Origin of the sequence: Bacillus massiliglaciei, from assembly GCF_900098925.1 — a bacterium.
GTDB lineage: Bacteria > Bacillota > Bacilli > Bacillales > DSM-1321 > Peribacillus > Peribacillus massiliglaciei.
The window spans coordinates 721,905-740,752 of record NZ_LT622360.1 but is presented as its reverse complement, the minus strand read 5'-3'; the positions used below and the strand labels follow the sequence as shown (position 1 = coordinate 740,752).

General features: G+C 40.9%; 15 protein-coding genes and 1 pseudogene. 4 read left to right on the top strand and 12 right to left on the bottom strand.

Annotated elements, in window-relative coordinates:
* Positions 1-311: 311 nt before the first annotated feature.
* Together BQ4305_RS20125 and BQ4305_RS21955 are read left to right on the top strand one after the other, a co-directional pair.
* Positions 312-515: a transposase gene (locus tag BQ4305_RS20125; protein ID WP_110929501.1), complete on the top strand. Its 204-nt coding sequence runs from the start codon at positions 312-314 to the stop codon at positions 513-515.
* A pseudogene (locus BQ4305_RS21955) lies at positions 512-1,091 on the top strand (IS3 family transposase); the annotation flags it as partial. The gene BQ4305_RS20125 and the pseudogene BQ4305_RS21955, both read left to right, overlap by 4 nt.
* Before the next feature lie 72 nt (positions 1,092-1,163).
* Here BQ4305_RS21955 and hfq read toward each other — a convergent pair.
* From hfq to tdh, 9 genes are all read right to left on the bottom strand, one after another.
* The gene (gene hfq, locus BQ4305_RS20110; protein WP_199880772.1) at positions 1,164-1,397 is read right to left on the bottom strand and encodes an RNA chaperone Hfq; all 234 of its coding nucleotides are present in this window, start codon (positions 1,395-1,397) and stop codon (positions 1,164-1,166) included.
* 28 nt (positions 1,398-1,425) lie between these two features.
* Positions 1,426-2,379, bottom strand: coding sequence for a tRNA (adenosine(37)-N6)-dimethylallyltransferase MiaA (gene miaA, locus BQ4305_RS20105; RefSeq protein ID WP_110929710.1), 954 nt, complete (start codon positions 2,377-2,379; stop codon positions 1,426-1,428).
* Between the two features lie 284 nt (positions 2,380-2,663).
* On the bottom strand, positions 2,664-4,619 hold the full coding sequence (gene mutL / locus BQ4305_RS20100; RefSeq protein ID WP_110929498.1) for a DNA mismatch repair endonuclease MutL: 1,956 nt from the start codon (positions 4,617-4,619) through the stop codon (positions 2,664-2,666).
* Between the two features lie 21 nt (positions 4,620-4,640).
* Complete coding sequence (gene mutS, locus BQ4305_RS20095) at positions 4,641-7,265, bottom strand: DNA mismatch repair protein MutS (RefSeq protein WP_199880771.1); 2,625 nt, start codon at positions 7,263-7,265, stop codon at positions 4,641-4,643.
* Positions 7,266-7,444: 179 nt separating this feature from the next.
* Positions 7,445-7,987 (bottom strand): outer spore coat protein CotE, encoded by a 543-nt coding sequence (locus BQ4305_RS20090; RefSeq protein ID WP_110929496.1) that lies wholly within the window; start codon positions 7,985-7,987, stop codon positions 7,445-7,447.
* A gap of 266 nt (positions 7,988-8,253) precedes the next feature.
* Positions 8,254-8,679, bottom strand: a complete 426-nt coding sequence (locus BQ4305_RS20085) for a YlbF/YmcA family competence regulator (protein ID WP_110929495.1) — start codon at positions 8,677-8,679, stop codon at positions 8,254-8,256.
* A 1-nt stretch (position 8,680) separates the two neighbouring features.
* The gene (gene miaB / locus BQ4305_RS20080) at positions 8,681-10,225 is read right to left on the bottom strand and encodes a tRNA (N6-isopentenyl adenosine(37)-C2)-methylthiotransferase MiaB (RefSeq protein WP_110929494.1); all 1,545 of its coding nucleotides are present in this window, start codon (positions 10,223-10,225) and stop codon (positions 8,681-8,683) included.
* A gap of 247 nt (positions 10,226-10,472) precedes the next feature.
* Complete coding sequence (locus BQ4305_RS20075) at positions 10,473-11,648, bottom strand: glycine C-acetyltransferase (RefSeq protein ID WP_110929493.1); 1,176 nt, start codon at positions 11,646-11,648, stop codon at positions 10,473-10,475.
* 133 nt (positions 11,649-11,781) lie between these two features.
* A complete protein-coding gene (gene tdh, locus BQ4305_RS20070) occupies positions 11,782-12,822 on the bottom strand; it encodes an L-threonine 3-dehydrogenase (RefSeq protein WP_234397011.1) in 1,041 nt (346 codons plus the stop codon).
* 288 nt (positions 12,823-13,110) lie between these two features.
* Between tdh and BQ4305_RS21710 the strand changes: the two genes are divergently transcribed.
* Both BQ4305_RS21710 and BQ4305_RS20065 read left to right on the top strand, forming a co-directional pair.
* On the top strand, positions 13,111-13,281 hold the full coding sequence (locus BQ4305_RS21710) for a hypothetical protein (RefSeq protein ID WP_199880770.1): 171 nt from the start codon (positions 13,111-13,113) through the stop codon (positions 13,279-13,281).
* Between the two features lie 281 nt (positions 13,282-13,562).
* Positions 13,563-14,921, top strand: coding sequence for an IS1182 family transposase (locus tag BQ4305_RS20065; RefSeq protein WP_110929492.1), 1,359 nt, complete (start codon positions 13,563-13,565; stop codon positions 14,919-14,921).
* A 154-nt stretch (positions 14,922-15,075) separates the two neighbouring features.
* Here the strand turns inward: BQ4305_RS20065 and BQ4305_RS20060 are convergent, their stop codons facing one another.
* From BQ4305_RS20060 to BQ4305_RS20050, 3 genes are all read right to left on the bottom strand, one after another.
* Complete coding sequence (locus tag BQ4305_RS20060) at positions 15,076-15,942, bottom strand: 2-oxoacid:ferredoxin oxidoreductase subunit beta (RefSeq protein ID WP_110929491.1); 867 nt, start codon at positions 15,940-15,942, stop codon at positions 15,076-15,078.
* Between the two features lies 1 nt (position 15,943).
* A complete protein-coding gene (locus tag BQ4305_RS20055) occupies positions 15,944-17,680 on the bottom strand; it encodes a 2-oxoacid:acceptor oxidoreductase subunit alpha (protein WP_110929490.1) in 1,737 nt (578 codons plus the stop codon).
* A 243-nt stretch (positions 17,681-17,923) separates the two neighbouring features.
* The gene (locus BQ4305_RS20050; RefSeq protein ID WP_110929489.1) at positions 17,924-18,844 is read right to left on the bottom strand and encodes a dipeptidase; all 921 of its coding nucleotides are present in this window, start codon (positions 18,842-18,844) and stop codon (positions 17,924-17,926) included.
* Positions 18,845-18,848: the final 4 nt, after the last annotated feature.

The window sequence follows — 18,848 nt, the reverse complement described above, 5'->3', positions numbered from 1 at the left end:
TAAAGGTTGCATTTTTATTAACTTTCGGGGCAAAGCGACCTAATATGACAGTGAGGAGACAGCCGCTCTGTCTTTAGCGACATTTTACACTTATTTTTTTAAGGAATGATGCAGATTTGTCATATCCTGCGCTTTCCCAAGAAATAATCAGCCTAATCCATTCTATTCAAAAGACTTCTCCATTATTATCCTTTTCGCTTTTTCCATTTAAAAGAGCTTACACCATATATTACAAACAAAAAAACAGGCCTTGCTGTGAACTGCACCCCAATTGTTAGACACATCTAACAATTGGAGGTGCAGTTTTTTATATGGCTAAATTTACAGCACGACAGAAAACACAAGCTGTACAGAGGTATTTAGGCGGAATAGAGGGACAAAAAACTATAGCTAAGTCCATTGGTGTTCACCCATCAGTATTACTTAATTGGATTCATCAGTATAATCATCATGGAGTGCGTGCATTTGAAAAACGCTATACAACTTATACGGCAGAAAACAGTGCTTCGGTATGAATAAGCTGGGGTTAAAATGTATGGTAAGGATGAAGAAATATCGTTCTTACAAAGGCAAGGTGGGAAAGGTTGCGCCTAATCTACTCCAAAGGGATTTTAAGGCCACCAAGCCTCATGAAAAATGGGTGACGGACGTGACGGTGAAAAATTGTACCTATCTCCCATCCTTGATTTATTTAATGGAGAAATCATCGCCTACCAAATAGAGTCACGTCCTACCTATTCGTTAGTCCACAAGATGTTGGACCAAGCCATCAAGCATTTAGAATCAGGAGATACACCCATTCTCCATTCAGATCAAGGTTGGCATTATCAACTGAAATCCTATTCCCAATCCTTGAAGACACATGGCATTACACAAAGTATGTCCCGAAAGGGAAATTGTCTCGATAACGCCGTTATAGAAAATTTCTACTAAAATCTGAATTACTTTATTTACAAGAGTTCGACAGCATGGAGCATTTCAAACAAGAACTAGAGGAGTATATCCATTATTACAATCACCAACGTATTAAAACGAAATTAAAAGGCATGAGCCCGGTTGATTACCGAGTTCATGCCCTCAAGGTTGCCTAACTAAATAAAGTGTCTAACTTTTTGGGTTCACTTCAGCTGAAGGCCTGTTTTTTGATTTATATAATTGAAATGTCACTCTTTCACTTCATAATCAATTTGGACATTTCGCTGAGGAGCGAATGTAGAAATCGCATGTTTAAATACCAGCTGCTGTTTCCCTTCCGATTCGAATAAGACAGTAAAATTGTCAAATCCTTTAATTTGGCCTCTGATTTGGAAACCGTTTAATAAGAATACCGTTACATACACTCCATCTTTCCTAAGCTGGTTCAAAAATTGATCTTGAATATTAACAGATTGTTTCATTTCTAGTCCTCCTCTATTCTCTCTAAATTTATTTATTCGCCTTATTACAAAGCTTTCCTGCAATATAAGCAGAGATTTCTTCAGTTTTTTTGCTAAATTGCTCTAAATTGGACATATCAAACCATTTGACATCCATTTTATTGCGGAACCATGTCAGCTGGCGCTTTGCAAATCGGCGGGAATTCTGCTTTAAAGCTTCTATCGAAGACTCTTTGGTCAGATTTCCTTCCAAAAATCCGTAGATTTCTTTGTAGCCAATTGCCTGAATCGATTGACAGTCTCTGAGCCCTTTGTGATACAAAGAGCTTACTTCTTCAAAAAGACCTTCATTCACCATCTCATCGACACGGGCATTAATTCGGCTGTACAGTAAATCACGGTCCATAGTAAGCCCTATAATACAGGTATCGTACTTCCATTCTTTTGTTTGTTCACTCAATTGTTCACTCATCGTTTTTCCTGTACAGTGATAAATTTCAAGAGCACGGATTACTCTTCGGCTATTATTAGGGTGGATCCTTCCGGCACTATCCGGGTCGACAGCCTGCAGCTTTTGAAAAACAGATTCTATTCCTTTTTCTTTTACTTCCCGCTCTAGTTCCTGGCGGTATTCAGGATTAGAAGGAGATTCAGAAAAATGATAATCATAAATAACAGATTGTATGTATAGACCTGTCCCTCCTACAATGATAGGGAGTTTACCGCGTGTATGTATTTCCTGTATCGCTTCATTAGCTCTCGATTGAAATTGGGCTGCACTGAATTCCTGCTCAGGTTCCAAAATATCAAGCAGATGATGAGGAATGCCCTCTTTTTCTGTTTCTTTGATCTTTGCCGTTCCTATATCCATCCCTTTATAGACTTGCATAGAATCCCCGCTTATTATTTCTCCATTAAAACGCTTTGCCAATTCTATGCTTAATTTTGTTTTCCCTACAGCTGTAGGTCCGATAATCACAAGAAGTTTTTTCTTTTTTTGCACCAATTCATCCACTGCCTTATATATTTTTTCCTATCTTACCATAAAAAAGGGACAAATCGTTAAATCCTCTAAGCCATTTAATTCTAATTTCGCTCATTACGTATCCATTTTACCCAGGAAATACCTTGTTCAAACCAAGACAATCAAGAGATGAAATTTTATCAGTTGGATTCCTTCGATTTTTCTTTTAAAAAATAAGCACCGTATTCCATGAAATACATCTTCCGGGTACGGTGCATAAATTTACATAATAAGGTAAAACAACAAAAAATACCTCAATTTGATTACATAACCCTCTTAAACATCTTTTCCATATCATAAATCGAATAGTGAATAATAATGGGCCTTCCATGCGGGCAAGTAAACGGATCAGAGGTAAAACGCAACTCATCCAGCAAAGCTTGTATTTCATCGTTTCGCAAATGCCTGTTCGCCTTTATGGATGCCTTACAGCTCATTAATATCGCTGCTTCTTCTCTTAGTTTTTTTACATCTACTTTTTTCATTGAAAACAGCTGTTCAATCATTTCCTCTAAGATTTCCTGTTCCATCCCTTTAGGGAGCCATTGTGGATGTGAACGGACAATATAGGAATTATGACCAAACTCTTCAAGAAAAATACCGACTTTTTGTAACTCCTCGCGGTATTCATTAATTCGGATGCATTGATCGGTTGAAAGTTCTAAATGGATTGGAACAAGCATTTCCTGAAGCTCATTTTCCACTTTGCCGACTTTTTCCTTAAAATATTCATATTTAATCCGTTCCTGGGCTGCATGCTGATCAATAATATATAATCCATTCTCATTCTGGGCAAAAATATAGGTGCCGTGCATTTGCCCGATTGGATACATTGGAGGAACTCTTGTCTTACTCTCCTCATGGGATCCCTCTTCTGCTTCCAAACCGTAAGTAGTCAATTCTTCTGCAGATTGATAACCGCTCTGATCTCTCAGTTCATCTGTAAATGGTGCCTCTACCTCGTGATCCCGACTTTGTTCATGACTGTATTGGTTTTCAAAAATAATTTCTCTGCTCATTTGTTCAAAAGGATCTTCCGTCTCCTGAACATGAGGCTGTTCAACAGCGTGCTCCATTTGTTCAAGAGACACTTTATCTTTTATTAATGCTGTTTCTTTTTTTACTTCTTGAAGGACTTTTTTTCCTTCACTGACTACATGATCCAGTTCAAGAACAGTCTGCTCAGTCTTCGGCTGATTTTTGGCCAAAGGGGTGAAACCGCTTGGAATAAGTGATCGCTTCCTGAACGCTGCCTTGATTGTGCTGGATACAGCACGGAATAATTCCTGCTCTTTGCTCAGTCTGACTTCCATTTTGGAAGGATGTACATTGACATCAACCAATATAGGATCCATCTCGACAGACAAGAGAGCAATCGGATATCTTCCAATTGGAAGAAGTGTATGGTAACCATCCAAAATCGCATTCACAAGGCCATAATTTTTAATAAAACGTCCATTTATCATAGTTGAAATGTAATTCCTTGATGCCCGTGTAATTTCAGGAAGCACAATATAGCCGTTTATTTTGTAATCGAGGGTTGCTGCTTCGATGGGAATCATCTTCTTCGCCATATTGATACCATATATCGCTGCCAGCACCTGTCTTACATCACCATTTCCATTCGTTTGAAGAATCCTTTTTCCATTATGCGAAAGGCTTATGGACACATCGGGATGGGCCAGTGAAATACGGTTGACTACATCCGTTATATTGCCAAGTTCTGTATGCACAGTTTTCATATATTTCAGCCGTGCAGGAGTATTATAAAATAAGTCTGAAACCGTAATATCAGTCCCTTTTCTGCTCGAGGCAGGCTCATATTCTTTAATCACTCCCCCTTCAAGAAGAATTCTTGTTCCCTGGCTGTCACCTGTGCTCGTTTTCATTTCAAAGCGGGATACCGAAGCAATACTCGGCATCGCTTCCCCGCGAAAACCAAGTGTCCTAATTCTAAATAAATCATTTTCATCTTTAATTTTGCTTGTCGCATGACGCTTAAAAGCGTTCTTGACATCTTCTTCTGAAATCCCTTCGCCATTATCTATAATTCTGATGGATTCCAGTCCCGCTTCCTTCACTTCGATCTCAATGACCGTACTCCTTGCATCAATCGCATTTTCTAACAGTTCTTTCACGACCGAGGCAGGGCGTTCAACAACTTCTCCAGCTGCAATTTTATTGGATAATGCTTCATCGAGCTGAACAATTTTACCCATGAAACCGCCTCATTTCTTGATTTATTTTACTTTCTTTTGCAATTTATACAGAAGGTTTAAGGCCTCAAGAGGAGTTGACTCAAGAAGGTCTATATTTCGTAATTCCTCTAAGACTTTTTTCTCCTTGGACAATAAGGCTTGCTTATTATCAGGAGCTGGTTCGCCAAAAAAGGAAAGCTGGGATGTTTCCTTCTGTTCATGGATGGTATGACTGGCTGGAATCTCTGCAGCGGCAGGCTTTTCTTTTGGTAATGTCTGTTCTTCACTGCCCTGTTCCAGTTCAGCCAATATGGAAGATGCCCTTTGAATCAAGGATTCAGGAAGCTCTGCAAGTTTGGCTACGTGTATGCCGTAACTTTTATCTGCCGGTCCTTGTTTAATTTTATGCAGAAAAACAACATGTCCGTTTTTCTCGACTGCACTGACATGAATATTCTCCAGTTTCTCCAGCTTGTCTGACAAAGCAGTTAATTCATGATAATGAGTCGAGAACAATGTTTTTGCACCAATATGATCGTGAATATATTCTATAATAGCCTGTGCCAGCGCCATACCATCATAAGTGGATGTTCCCCTTCCTATTTCATCAAATAGAATCAGGCTGCTGCCGGTTGCATTCATTATGGCATTTTTCGCTTCAAGCATTTCAACCATAAAGGTACTTTGTCCCGAAATTAAATCGTCCGCTGCTCCGATTCTTGTAAAAACTTTATCGAAAATAGGAAGAATCGCTTCTTTTGCAGGTACAAAACAACCAATTTGCGCCAAAATCGCAGTAAGGGCAATTTGACGCATATAGGTGCTTTTTCCTGACATATTTGGTCCGGTAATCAATAAAAGGTCACGGCCGTCTCCCATATAGCAATCATTCGGCACATACTCCTGACTTTGCAGCACTTTCTCTACTACAGGATGCCGGCCATCTGTCAGTTTGATTTCTCTGCTGTCAGAAAAAGAAGGCTTTACATAATGCCGCTCCTCGCTGACAGCCGCAAAGCATTGAAGGACATCCAGTTCACTGATGGCTTTGGCGAGTCTTTGCAATCTCGGAATATATTCTTTAACCTGCTCCCGGACTTTTGCAAATAACTCATATTCCAATCCCAGGCTTTTTTCTTCTGCCTGAAGGATTAACGCTTCTTTTTCTTTTAATTCAGGTGTAATAAAGCGCTCTGCGTTTGTAAGTGTTTGCTTTCGCTCATAGCGTCCTTCTTCCAATAAGTGAAGGTTAGCCCGTGTCACTTCAATATAATAGCCAAATACCCTGTTGAAACCAATTTTCAATGATTTAATGCCTGTTCTGGCCCGTTCTTCCCGCTCAAGTTCTGAAATCCATGTCTTTCCATTCCGGCTTGCGTATCGGTAATTATCCAGCTCTTCATTAAATCCATCCTTAATAATTCCCCCTTCTTTAATGGACAAAGGCGGATTATCTACAAGGGCTTGGTTCAAAAGGTCGCTGACTTCCTGGCATGGATCCAATTTTTCTGCCAAAGCCTTGCTTTCTGGCCGGTCGCCGAGAGAATCTATTAATTCTTTAATAGAAGGAACCTGCATAAGCGAGCGGTTTAACTGTACAAGGTCACGGGCATTCACATTTCCAAATGCCACCCGTCCGGCAAGCCGTTCCAGATCGTACACTTCCTTGAGCTTTTCCCGAAGGTCTTCCCTCTCAAAAAATTGATTTTTAAGAATCTCTACTAAATTTTGTCTTTTTTCTATTTGGTTCTTATTTATCAGCGGCCTGTCAATCCACTGTTTTAAAAGCCTGCCGCCCATAGCGGTCTTTGTCTCATCAAGAAGCCAGAGCAGGGAGCCTTTTTTCCCTTTGCTCCGAATTGTTTCTGTCAGTTCGAGATTCCGTTTAGAAAAATAGTCTATCTTCATATAGTGCGATGTTTCATATGACTCGACAGGCTGCAGATGATCTAAGCTTCTCTTCTGTGTCCGATATAAATAATTTAATAACCGTGAAACCGACAGAACAGCTTTCTCTTCAGCTAACGGACGGACCAACTCTTCTAACTCATCATTAAGGATACAATTATCCTCTATAGAAACGGCATCTGCACCCCGTTCCTGTAATTTTTTTCTTTTGTCTTCAGAGAAATCACTTGGAAGGACAGCCTCCTTTGCCCCTAAAATAGCAAACTCATTTACTAAGTCATCAAACGATCCCTGAATAACCGTTGCCTTGCTTTCACCTGTAGAAAGGTCTGTATAGGCAAAACCAAAAGTTCCGTCTTGGAATTCAGTAATGGCAGCAATAAAATTATTTTCTTTTTCATTAAGACCTTTGCCATCCATTTTTGTTCCAGGGGTAATGAGCTGCACTACTTCTCGCTTTACGACTCCTTTTGTCTGTTTAGGATCCTCTGTCTGCTCGCAAATCGCTACTTTGTAGCCCCGTTCTATTAAAATATCAATATAATTCGCTGCAGAGTGATAAGGAATTCCGCACATTGGAATTCTTTCTGATGTTCCTCCTTCACGGCTTGTCAGTGTTATTTCAAGTTCCTGAGAAGCTTTAAGTGCATCCTCAAAGAACATTTCATAAAAATCTCCTAATCGAAAAAATAAAAAGGCATCCTCATATTCCGCCTTAATTTTTAAGTATTGCTGCATCATTGGCGTGTATCCGGCCATTATTCGTCAAAACCTTTCCTAACAAAATCTTTACATGACTTTTATTATAACATAGGCACCTTTTTGATTCATGAAGGTGATATTGTCAATTCAGGATATAAAATAAAGCCGGATGGAACATCGTCCATCCGGTAGCAGTTTTTCCTTCAGCATTTATTCATAAACTCATTTCTTGAATATTATTCGTCTTCGAATTCATCCAGGAAATGAGGATCCAAATCTTCGAATTCATCTTCCTCTTCCAATTCAAAATCCCAATCATCATCACAGCGGCCATTAGGGGAGACAGCTACACAAATCTTCGTTTCACCTATGACCTCCACAAAAAATTCCCTTTCAACATAAACAATGATCTTTTGTCCGCAAGGGGAAATGCTTGCTTCCAGGCAATTAGGCTGCTGAACAGCTTTAGCTACGATTTCTTGATCATCCAGGCAGTCCGGATCACGGTACTTCAGCGAAATAACGTCGGTATACCGCACTTTTTCAGTGACGACTTCCGTTTTTGTATTATGATTATATGAATACCAAACGTTTATTTCGTAGCTGCCGTGTATTTCTACCTTTTTGCCGACCTTTTTTGCTTCATATTTATGGTTGATGATCCAACAACCCAGAATGCTGGAAGGATGATGAGCCGGGCAAATGGTGTGTGAGGACTTCGTATATTTACGTCCTTTTGCCACCACCGCTTTGGTTATTATCTCTCTATATTGTGACATGCTAGCGAACCCTCCTCATACAGTTTCCATTTATCGTATGCATGGTAAAAGTCTAGTGTGCTACATAACATCCTGATGAAAACTGCTTTTTTATAATGTAAAGCTAGGATATTTTATGCCTATCTTATAGATATGTGTCACGATTGGGCACTGGTATGAGAAGGAAGGCCCTGCATATAAAGAAAGAACCTCCGAAAAAATCGGAGGTTCTTATAAAATGTATGTCCTCAGGACGGCCGTACCATTTATCCGCTCAGCTGCACAAATCAGGAACAGCTGTCGCCGGATTGTACTTTAGAACCTGTTTCACCGCGCAGAATATCCCCATCTGTAGCTTCAATAATCAGGTCGGTTACCTTATTAGAAACCTGTGAAGCAACCATCTGAAGTAAATCATTCACATCTCCCTGCGACTGTTTGAATTCCTGGACAATCGGAATTTCATTTAGTTCATTTTCCAGAGCATCAATTTTTGACTGTACCTGGTGATAGGCCTTTTCTTTACCATAATGCTGAAAATTTACAGCCTGTTTTTGAAGGCTCTTGATACTCGCTATCATTTCCCGAATCTTCTGGTTGTCATTTATGGCTGCTTCTGCCCGTTTGAAAAAATCGACTTCTTCTGTTTCTGCAATCATTCCTGCCAATTCTGCCGCTCTGTTTAAGATGTCTTCTTTCGAATATTTCGCCATATTAGTCCACCTTTACAGCTGCTGCTTCCTCAACCCACTCTCCATTCAGCGACCAAGTGCGAGTTTCGGTTATTTTCACCTTCACGACTTGTCCGATGACAGATTTAGGAGCTTTGAAATTCACCAGCTTATTTTTCGTAGTATATCCAGCCAGTACTTCTGGGTTGTTTTTACTTTCACCTTCGACAAGTACTTCCACAACTTTCCCAGCATATTCTTTCATTTTCTGGGCAGAAAATTCATTCACTATTGCATTCAGGCGCTGAAGACGGTCTTTCTTTATTTCTAACGGGACATTATCCTTCATTTTTGCAGCAGGAGTACCTTCCCTCGGAGAATAAATGAACGTGTATGCTGCATCAAAACCAACTTCTTTATACAGCGAGATCGTTTCTTCGAATTGCTCTTCCGTCTCATTTGGGTAGCCGACGATAATATCGGTTGTCAAAGAGACATTCGGAATCGCCGCTTTAATCTTGCGTACTAGCTCAAGGTAGTGCTCACGGGTATATTTTCTGGCCATAATTTTTAAAATATCGGTACTTCCGGACTGAACCGGCAAATGAATATGATCTACCAGATTTCCACCCTTCGCCAATACTTCAATCAAGTGATCATCAAAGTCCCGCGGATGGCTGGTCGTAAAGCGGACCCTTGGGATATCAATTTTGCGGATTTCATCCATCAGGTCGCCAAGACGGTAGTCGAGATCAGTAAAGTCTTTCCCGTATGCATTCACATTCTGCCCGAGCAAGGTAATTTCCTTGTACCCTTGAGAAGCTAAATGGCGGACTTCCTGAATAATTTCCTCAGGACGCCGGCTTCTTTCTTTCCCTCGGGTATATGGAACGATACAGTAGGTACAGAACTTATCACATCCGTACATAATATTCACCCATGCTTTAGTCTGGCCTTTCCGTACCTTAGGAAGATTTTCAATAACATCTCCCTCTTTAGACCACACCTCGATGACCATCTCTTTTGACATATAAGCTTCGTTGAGGATTTGAGGCAGGCGGTGAATATTATGCGTTCCAAATATCATATCAACAAAATGATGCTTGGCGAGAATCCGATTTACAACCGACTCTTCCTGTGACATACAGCCGCAGACACCGATAAGCAAATCCGGCTTTTCCAGCTTTAATGGCTTAAGGTGGCCAAGCTCGCCAAATACTTTATTTTCCGCGTTTTCACGGATTGCGCACGTATTAAGCAGAATCACGTCCGCTTCCTGAACAGATTCGCAGGCTTCATATCCAAGGGCCATGAAAATCCCTGCCATTACTTCTGTATCATGCTCATTCATTTGGCATCCATATGTACGGATATAAAACCGTTTGCCTTCTCCCATCCCGCGAAATTCCTCTGGAATGGCGAAATCTTTCTCATATTTCACTTCTTCCTTACCGCGTTTTTTTGCGTCTTTCAAGGAAGGCGGCACATACACAGCTTGAAAGTATTTGCTGTAGTCCTTTTCGGATTTTTTGTCCGCTGGTTTCTCAGCCTGTACTTGCTGTGATTGCATTCGTTGTTTTTCGTTCATGTTGAACTCCTTTCTTCTGAGCTAGACTTCAAGAGCTGATTCAAGAGCTAACTATCTTCCAATTAATTAAAATGGCATTTTTATTTGTTCATCAATTTTTTTCCATACATTGGGTGGATCTCTGACATTACTTAGTATAAAGCTTTTCTTAGCCAGAAACAATAGTGCAGCAGACTGCGTAACAAATTGTGCAAGAATCTTCACAATACACCCCAGCTGCGTATTTCCTATTCAGAGCTTCATGGAATTAGATGATCTGCAGTTCCTTGCCGGCCTTGGAAAAAGCGGCAAGCGCATCGTTCAAATCCTTCTCAGAGTGATCCGCCGTTACAATGGTTCTTACCCTTGCTTCCCCCTTCGCTACTGTCGGATAGGCAATGCCTTTGGCAAGAACGCCATATTCTAACAGCTTATTGGAAAGTTCAAAGGCAAGCTGCTCCTTTCCTGTCATGACCGGAGTGATCGGAGTTTCACTCTTTCCCGTGTCAAATCCGGCAGATTGAAGACCGTTTTTGAAATACCTGGCATTCCTTCTTAACTTCTCAATCCTTTCTGGCTCTGAAAGCAACACATCGATCGCTGCGCTGCAAGCCATCGTAACGGCCGGCGGGTGTGAAGTGCTGAATAGGTACGGACGTCCATGACAGGCTAAATAGTCAATCAGGCTTCTGCTTCCGGCCGCGTACCCTCCCAAAACACCGATTGCCTTACTCAGTGTTCCGATCTGAATATGGACTTTCCCATCTAACCCATAATGATTGACCGTTCCTCTTCCATTTTCACCCAATACTCCTGAAGCATGTGCATCATCAACCATCACTAAAGCATCGTATTTTTCAGCAAGCGTTACAATCTCCGGGAGCGGCGCGATATTCCCATCCATCGAAAAAACCCCATCAGTCACAATTAGGCGGTTTCTGTATTTCATCGATTGTTTTAACGCTGTTTCCAAGGAATTCATATCTACATGATGATAGATTTTCCTTTCAGCTTTTGACAGTCTGATTCCATCAATAATGGAAGCGTGGTTCAGTTCATCCGTCAGAATGACATCCTTTTCTGTTAAAACAGAAGAAAGGATGGCCTGATTGGCCGTGAATCCTGATTGGAAGACAATAGCGGACTCTGTTTTTTTAAACGCGGCGAGCTTTTGTTCAAGTTCTTCATGAATGGTGAAAGTTCCTGCAATAGTCCGGACAGACCCTGTCCCCGCTCCGTATTTTTTCACTCCATCAATCGCTGCCTTTTTTACATGGGGATGTGCAGTCAATCCAAGATAATTATTCGAAGAAAGCTGGATAACCTCTCTTCCTCCCATTCTTATCTTTGCTCCCTGCTCTGTTTCTAATGGATTCTTTTTATGTGAAAGTCCTTCATTTTTAAGAAGTTTGAAATCATTATCCAGAAAAGAAAAATCAGCCATTTCTTCACTTCCTCCTCGAAATATTTAGCTAGTTTCAAAACAAAAATCGAGCTTTGCATACCAATCAGCCAGGAACTGGTATGCAAAGAACGGCAAGCATTTATCAAAAATGGACCGAACGAACTTCAATCATTTACGGCAGGAGCAGCACTTTGCCGCATTGTCCGTTACTCATCATCTCAAACCCCTGTTTATACTCCTCCAGCGGAAGCGTGTGCGTGACAAGCGGCTTAATATCAAGGATTCCTGAGGAAAGCATGCCAGTCAGCTTCCTCCATGTTGAAAAAATTCTTCTTCCGCTTATCCCTTTGACCGTAATTCCTTTCAGTACTAAATTTTCAGCGAAATCAATGGCAATTGGAGCCGGCGGGAGACTTAAGATGGACATTCGTCCTCCAGGTGTAATGATTTCAAAAGCCTGTTCAACAGCCCGCGGGTTACCGCTCATCTCACAAACGACTTCTGCCCCGCAGTCTGACGTAATTTTTTTCACTTTATCTATCGTATTTTCCTTGGAAGAATTAATTTCATATGAAGCTCCCAGTCTCTTTGCCAAATCTAATCGATGCTCGTTTACATCTATAGCAATTACAGCCGCTGCTCCTGCTGCTTTAGCGACAGCTATTGCCATCAGGCCAATCGGCCCGCACCCAATAATGGCTACCATTTTTCCTGTCACTTCACCGGAAAGCACTGTATGGACGGCATTTCCTAAAGGTTCAAGGATAGCTGCCTCTGCAAGGGAAATCCCAGCTGGATTTTTCCAGATATTAAAGGATGGAACCGCAACATACTCAGCGAAACTCCCATCCCGATCGACACCGAGAATTTTTGTGTTCCGGCAAACATGGTGGTTGCCTTCCAAACATTGGGGACAATGATGACAGATTATATGAGTTTCAGCCGTTACCAAATCTCCGATCATCGCATTTTTGACATTCCGCCCAATCTGTACAATTTCTCCTGTAAATTCATGCCCCATTGTATAGGGGGGCTTCACTCTTTTTTCTGCCCATTTATCCCAGCTGAAAATATGAACATCCGTACCGCAAATAGAGGCTGCTTTCACTTTAATCAAGACTTCATCATCTTTTATAGCAGGAATATCTACCATTTTCATTTCTGCTCCAGCTCTGCTAAATGGTTTGACCAATGCTTTCATTTTTTCTTTCACATGGCCACACTCCTCACCCAATAAACGAGAATATTCTATCTTTATGAATCATGACGGCCGTCTAGACCTTTTTTCGCTTTTCTTTTCTAAAAGGGTGTAAATATAGTTCAAACACATATTTTACTTTTCTGGACAAACCTCCCTTTCAACTTGTCCTGCGTTACATAGTATATGGTGTAAAAACATTTAAAGGGAGAGTGGCTTACATGTCATGCAGAGAAAATCATAGATGCAGAGAGGACCATAGAAACAGAGAAAATAATAGAGGCCGTGAACGGAATAACCGAGATGTCGAAAATATTAATATTTTTGTCGATTGCGGCAATCGCAATAACGAAGTTCGCGGAAGCTATGATGATGAAAGAGACCACGGCAAGCATCACTGCCGGGGGAACCAAGGGAATTTTGGTTTCGGCAGATGCTGCAGAAGAAGATGCTGGTTTTAAGGTAGCCAGCTAATTGTAAAAGGGTCCTCTCCAAAATGGAGAGAACCCTTTCAGCCTGTAGACAAACTCGAAATTTCGAGTTTGCCTACAGGCTTTTTTCTTTTAAAATAATAGTAATAGTTTTTGAAATAGTGTTAGTTGATTTTCGTTTCGGCGGACGCTTTCCGCGGGCGTGGCCCAATCCTCCTCGTCGCTTTGCTCCTGCGGGGTATCGGCCTTCACGCTTTTCCCGCAGGAGTCGCCGCCTGCACTACAATCAACTCCTTTCTAAATAAATGTCTGAGGTGAATGGATATGATGACAAAAAATCAAATAAGTGAACGTGATCAAATGGAAATGATTACAATAGAGCAACTTGTACCACAGGATCATTTGGTCAGAAAGCTTGAATCAGCGATTGATTTTTCTTTCATCTATCCACTAGTTGAATCACTGTATTCAACACTAGGTCGACCTAGTGTTGATCCAGTCGTATTAATTAAAATGACATTTGTTCAATATGTATTTGGAATTCGTTCAATGCGTCAAACAATAAGAGAAATTGAAACAAATATGGCGTATCGTTGGTTTTTAGGGTTTGGATTTCATTCAGAAGTACCGCACTTTTCTACCTTCGGTAAAAATTATGAACGTCGTTTCCAAGATACGGATATCTTCGAACAGATTTTCTATCGAATTCTTAAAGAAATTGCAGATAAAGGACTACTAAGTGCTGACCATGTCTTCATCGATTCAACACATGTTAAAGCAAGTGCGAATAAACGTAAATTCGAAAAGAAGATAGTTCGTAAAGAGACTCGGGCATATGAAGCTAAACTTCAAGAAGAATTGAATCAGGATCGAGTTGATCATGGGAAGAAACCATTCCCATCAGATAAATTTGAAAAAGAAGAAGTTAAGGAGATTAAAGAGAGTACAACAGATCCTGAAAGTGACTATTATGTAAAAGATGAAAGAACGAAACAGTTTGCTTATTCATTCCATGCGGCTGCGGACCGGTATGGGTTTATACTTGGGGCGGTTGTGACACCTGGAAATGTTCATGATAGTCATATGCTTCAGCCACTTGTTGAAAAGGTTATGGAAAAAGTGAAGAAGCCACTTGCTGTTGCTGCCGATGCTGCTTATAAAACTCCTGCGATTACTAAATTCTTATTTGAACATGAGATTCAACCAGTACTTCCTTATACAAGACCCAAAACGAAAGATGGGTTTTTACGCAAGCACGATTATGTATATGACGAGTACTATGATTGCTACCTATGTCCGGAAGGACAGGTTCTAAAATATTCAACTACCACCAAAGAAGGCAAACGCCAATACAAGTCGAACCCAGTTCAATGTGCCAATTGTCCTTTACTCGCTCAATGTACAAATAGTAAGGAGCACAGAAAAATGATTGAACGTCATATTTGGGCGCAGTATGTGGAGGAAGCAGATCATCTTCGTCATCAAAACGATATTAAACAAATATATGCAAGACGCAAAGAAACGAATGAACGTGTCTTTGCGGATGCGAAAGAAAAGCATGGTATGCGATGGACAGCCCTTCGAGGGATTAAAAAATTGTCCATGCAGGCGATGCTTGCTTTTGCTGCTATGAATTTAAAGAAGCTTGCCAATTGGACATGGCAAGCTTCGGCTATGGTCTAAAATAGAATACTCGAAGAGCATTTTGCTTAAAATCAGACCATAAAATACCTAAGAAAATCTCAAAAAGACAAAAGGCCTTCAGAATGAGACCATTCTGAAGGCCTTTTGTCGACAATCTGAAAGGGTCCTCTCCAAAATGGAGAGAACCCTTTTTTTACATGAATTCATTCATTAATTTATCAAAATGAGCCTGATCTAAAGTCAAATCTGACTTAGTCAGCGCCTCTTCTTTATATCCCGGAATCAATTCCTGGTAAGAAGCTCTATCTGTATCTTGATAGATTATGCCAGTTACTAAGCTGTTATGTTTCATTAATGTCTGCATAGCCATTTCTTTATCGGAAGTGTCGTATTCTTCGATTGTATTCAGCTTTGTCAGGTTTTCTTTAAACCAATCGTAAGTGTTAACTTTATTGTATGTGACACAAGGACTGAATACATTAATGAAAGAGAATCCTTTATGATTGATTCCCGCTTCAATAATAGCGGTTAAATCTTTCAGGTCCGTAGAGAAGCTCTGGGCTACAAAGGTTGCGCCTGCAGATAGTGCCAGTTCCATAGGAGAAACCGCTTGTTCGATGGATCCTTCAGGAGTAGACTTCGTTTTAAAGCCTGTCCCAGAACGGGGAGAAGTCTGTCCTTTGGTCAATCCATATATTTGATTATCCATGACAATATAGGTAATATCGATGTTTCTTCTAATAGCATGGATCGTATGTCCCATACCGATTGCAAAACCGTCTCCGTCCCCGCCGGAAGCAATGACAGTCAAATCACGATTAGCCATTTTCACTCCTTGTGCGATTGGAAGAGAACGGCCGTGAATACCATGAAAACCATACGATTTTATATAACCCGAAATTCGTCCCGAACAACCAATCCCGGATACCACGGCAAGTTCTTCCGGCACAAGCCCCACATTTGCCGACGCACGCTGGATAGCAGCCTGAACGGAAAAATCACCGCAGCCTGGACACCAGTTTGGTTTTACATTGTTACGAAAGTCTTTAAATGTTGCCATATTAAAACAACTCCTTGCATTGTGTATGAACCTCATGCGGTAAAAATGGGGTGCCGTCATATTTCAAAATGCTGGAAATTTTATGGATATGCCCCACATTCATTTTTAGAATATTGGCTAATTGCCCCGTTGCATTATTCTCAATGACCACAACTTTTTGGGCAGATTGAACAAGCGGAAGAACATCATCCACTGGGAATGGATGGATTAAACGAATTTGAGCATGATTCACTTTTATTCCGTCTTTCTCAATTCTAGTAACCGCCTCTTCAATTGTTCCTCTAGTAGAATTAAATCCTATGATTAATAAATCCGCTTCTTCATGAGGAGCATTTTTATATACAGGAGTATTAAATGACAGATTGGCGATTTTCCTCATTCGCTTATCCATTTGGGCTTTTCTGTTTGCTGCCGATTCAGAAGGCTTCCCTGTTTCATCATGCTCAACTCCTGTTACATGATGGATTCCGCCTTTCATACCAGGCAGGACTCTTGGAGAAACTCCATCGCCAGTTACTTCATAACGTTTAAAATACTCGTGTTTTTCCAACTCAGGCAATTCGTGATCGGCCAGTTTACCGCGCCTGATTTCAACTTTATTATAATCAAGCGGTTCAACCGTCTGTTTCCCCAGCGATAGCTGTAAATCGGACAGAACAATGACCGGACATTGATATTCTTCCGCAAGGTTAAAGGCCTCTGCAGTATCATAGAAAGCCTCTTCAACTGTGCTTGGCGCCATGACAATTTTCGGAATTTCCCCATGGGTTCCATAAATCATCGCCATTAAGTCTGATTGTTCCTGTTTTGTCGGCAAACCTGTTGATGGCCCTCCTCGCTGAGTATCCACAATGACAATTGGCGTCTCTGTCATTCCGGCAAGACCGATCGCCTCCATCTTCAATGATAATCCTGGACCGGCGGAAGCAGTCAAAGCGCGCACACCGCTATAATTCGCCCCGATCGCCATCGTCGCAGCTGCAATTTCATCTTCCGTCTGGATGACTGTGCCTCCAAGCTCCGGCAATTTTTTTATTAAATATTCCATGATTTCAGAAGCAGGAGTGATTGGATACGCAGCCATAAAACGGCAGCCCCCGGCAAGTGCTCCGAGTGCTATCGCATCATTGCCAATCATGAACATTCGTTTCTTTCCATCTGCTTTTTCCAGTTGCATTGCGCCAAGCCTGTCCCCAAGCAATGGTTTCATAAACTCATAACCAGCCGTAATCGCATTCATATTTTTCTCTACTATTTCGGCGCCCTTACGTCCGAAAATTTCATCGACAACATCGTTAAATACTGAAATTTCCATATTCAGAACTGCACAGGTAGAACCGATGGCCACCATATTTTTCATCAAAGATGTTCCATTTTCTGATGCAATATCAGTAAATGGGACAACATATAATTCGGCGCATGTATTTTCCGGTTTCACAGGATTAAACTTCGCATCCGCAATAATGACTCCGCCCTCATGCAATTCATGATAATTAACGTCGATTGTTTCTTGGTCAAACGCTATTAATATATCTAAATCATCAGAAATAGCTCGTGTTTCCGATGTACTTACACGAATCTTATTATTGGTATGTCCTCCCTTAATTCGGGAAGAGAAATGACGGTAACCGTACAGATAATACCCAAGGCGGTTCAAGGCAATACAAAAAATTTCCCCTGTACTTTCAATGCCTTCCCCCTGTTGTCCGCCAACTTTCCAAGAAAGTTGATTGATCATGCTCTACACTCCTTTATGTATCTTAAAAATATGTCAAAATAATGATTAGTAAATCAGATGATTTCTCCTTTCTCTATAGAGAAGCCATCGGAATCTCGAATAATAACGGAAAGGAGTACTAAACGTTTCAATTCTAGACCTTTCGCTATAAAAATGCAAGTCTCTTAAAATGGAAGTCAGTATTTTCTGAATATATTATATTGATTCAGAGTTTTTGGTGAGCGAAACACCTTTTTAAAAGACTTAACGCGGAAAAGCCTTCACAAAATTGTGGAATAATAGGTTCCGGACTAATTTCTCAGGATAGAACTTCAACAGTTCCTCCCCCAAGGCTGTATACCCCCTAAAGGCCGTCATTCCCTGAACCGTTTGCTCTATTCCGTCAAAGTCCGATCCAAACCCCACATGATCTTGACCTCCGAGACTGCAAATATGCTCTACATGGAGCAAGATATCCTTAATTGCCGCCTGTCCGGATGGATGCAAAAATTTTGGTACAAAGGTAACGCCAATTGTTCCGTTCTTCTGAATCAAAGCCTTGATTTGCTCATCTTTTAAATTTCTTGGATGCTCACAAAGCTGATAGGCATTTGAATGGGAAGCAATCGGAAAGTGCGCATCCTCTACAGTATCCCAGAAAGCAGATTCAGACAAGTGTGAAACATCACACCACACATGTTCTTTATTCAGCACAGCTACTGCTTCACGGCCAAATTGCGTAAGACCTCCTCCTCTTGGTTCTAAAGCTCCATCAGCCACCATATTCCCATAATTCCATGTCAGACCGACAGAAGCCACCCCCAGCCTTATAAGGGTTTTAAGTTTTACTATATCGTCACCAATACAGTCACAGCCTTCCAATGTCAATACAGCACCTATCTCTCCCTCTCGAAGAGATTCAATATCCGATTTGGTCCGAACCATTTTCATTTCCGGTTCGTTCAAGATTTTCTCATAAAATAGATCAACCATTGCCAAAGCTGATGAAAATCTCATTCCCGGATGAACTTTCTCAGGTATGTAAATCGCAAAGCACTGGACCTTGCCCCCGGTTTCCTTTAATTCTTTCTTTGTTATATGAAGGTTTTCACTATCATTAAAAGAGGCAGCTGGGTCCATAAACAATTTCATTAAAGCATCGCAGTGGGCATCAAATATTCTCATGATT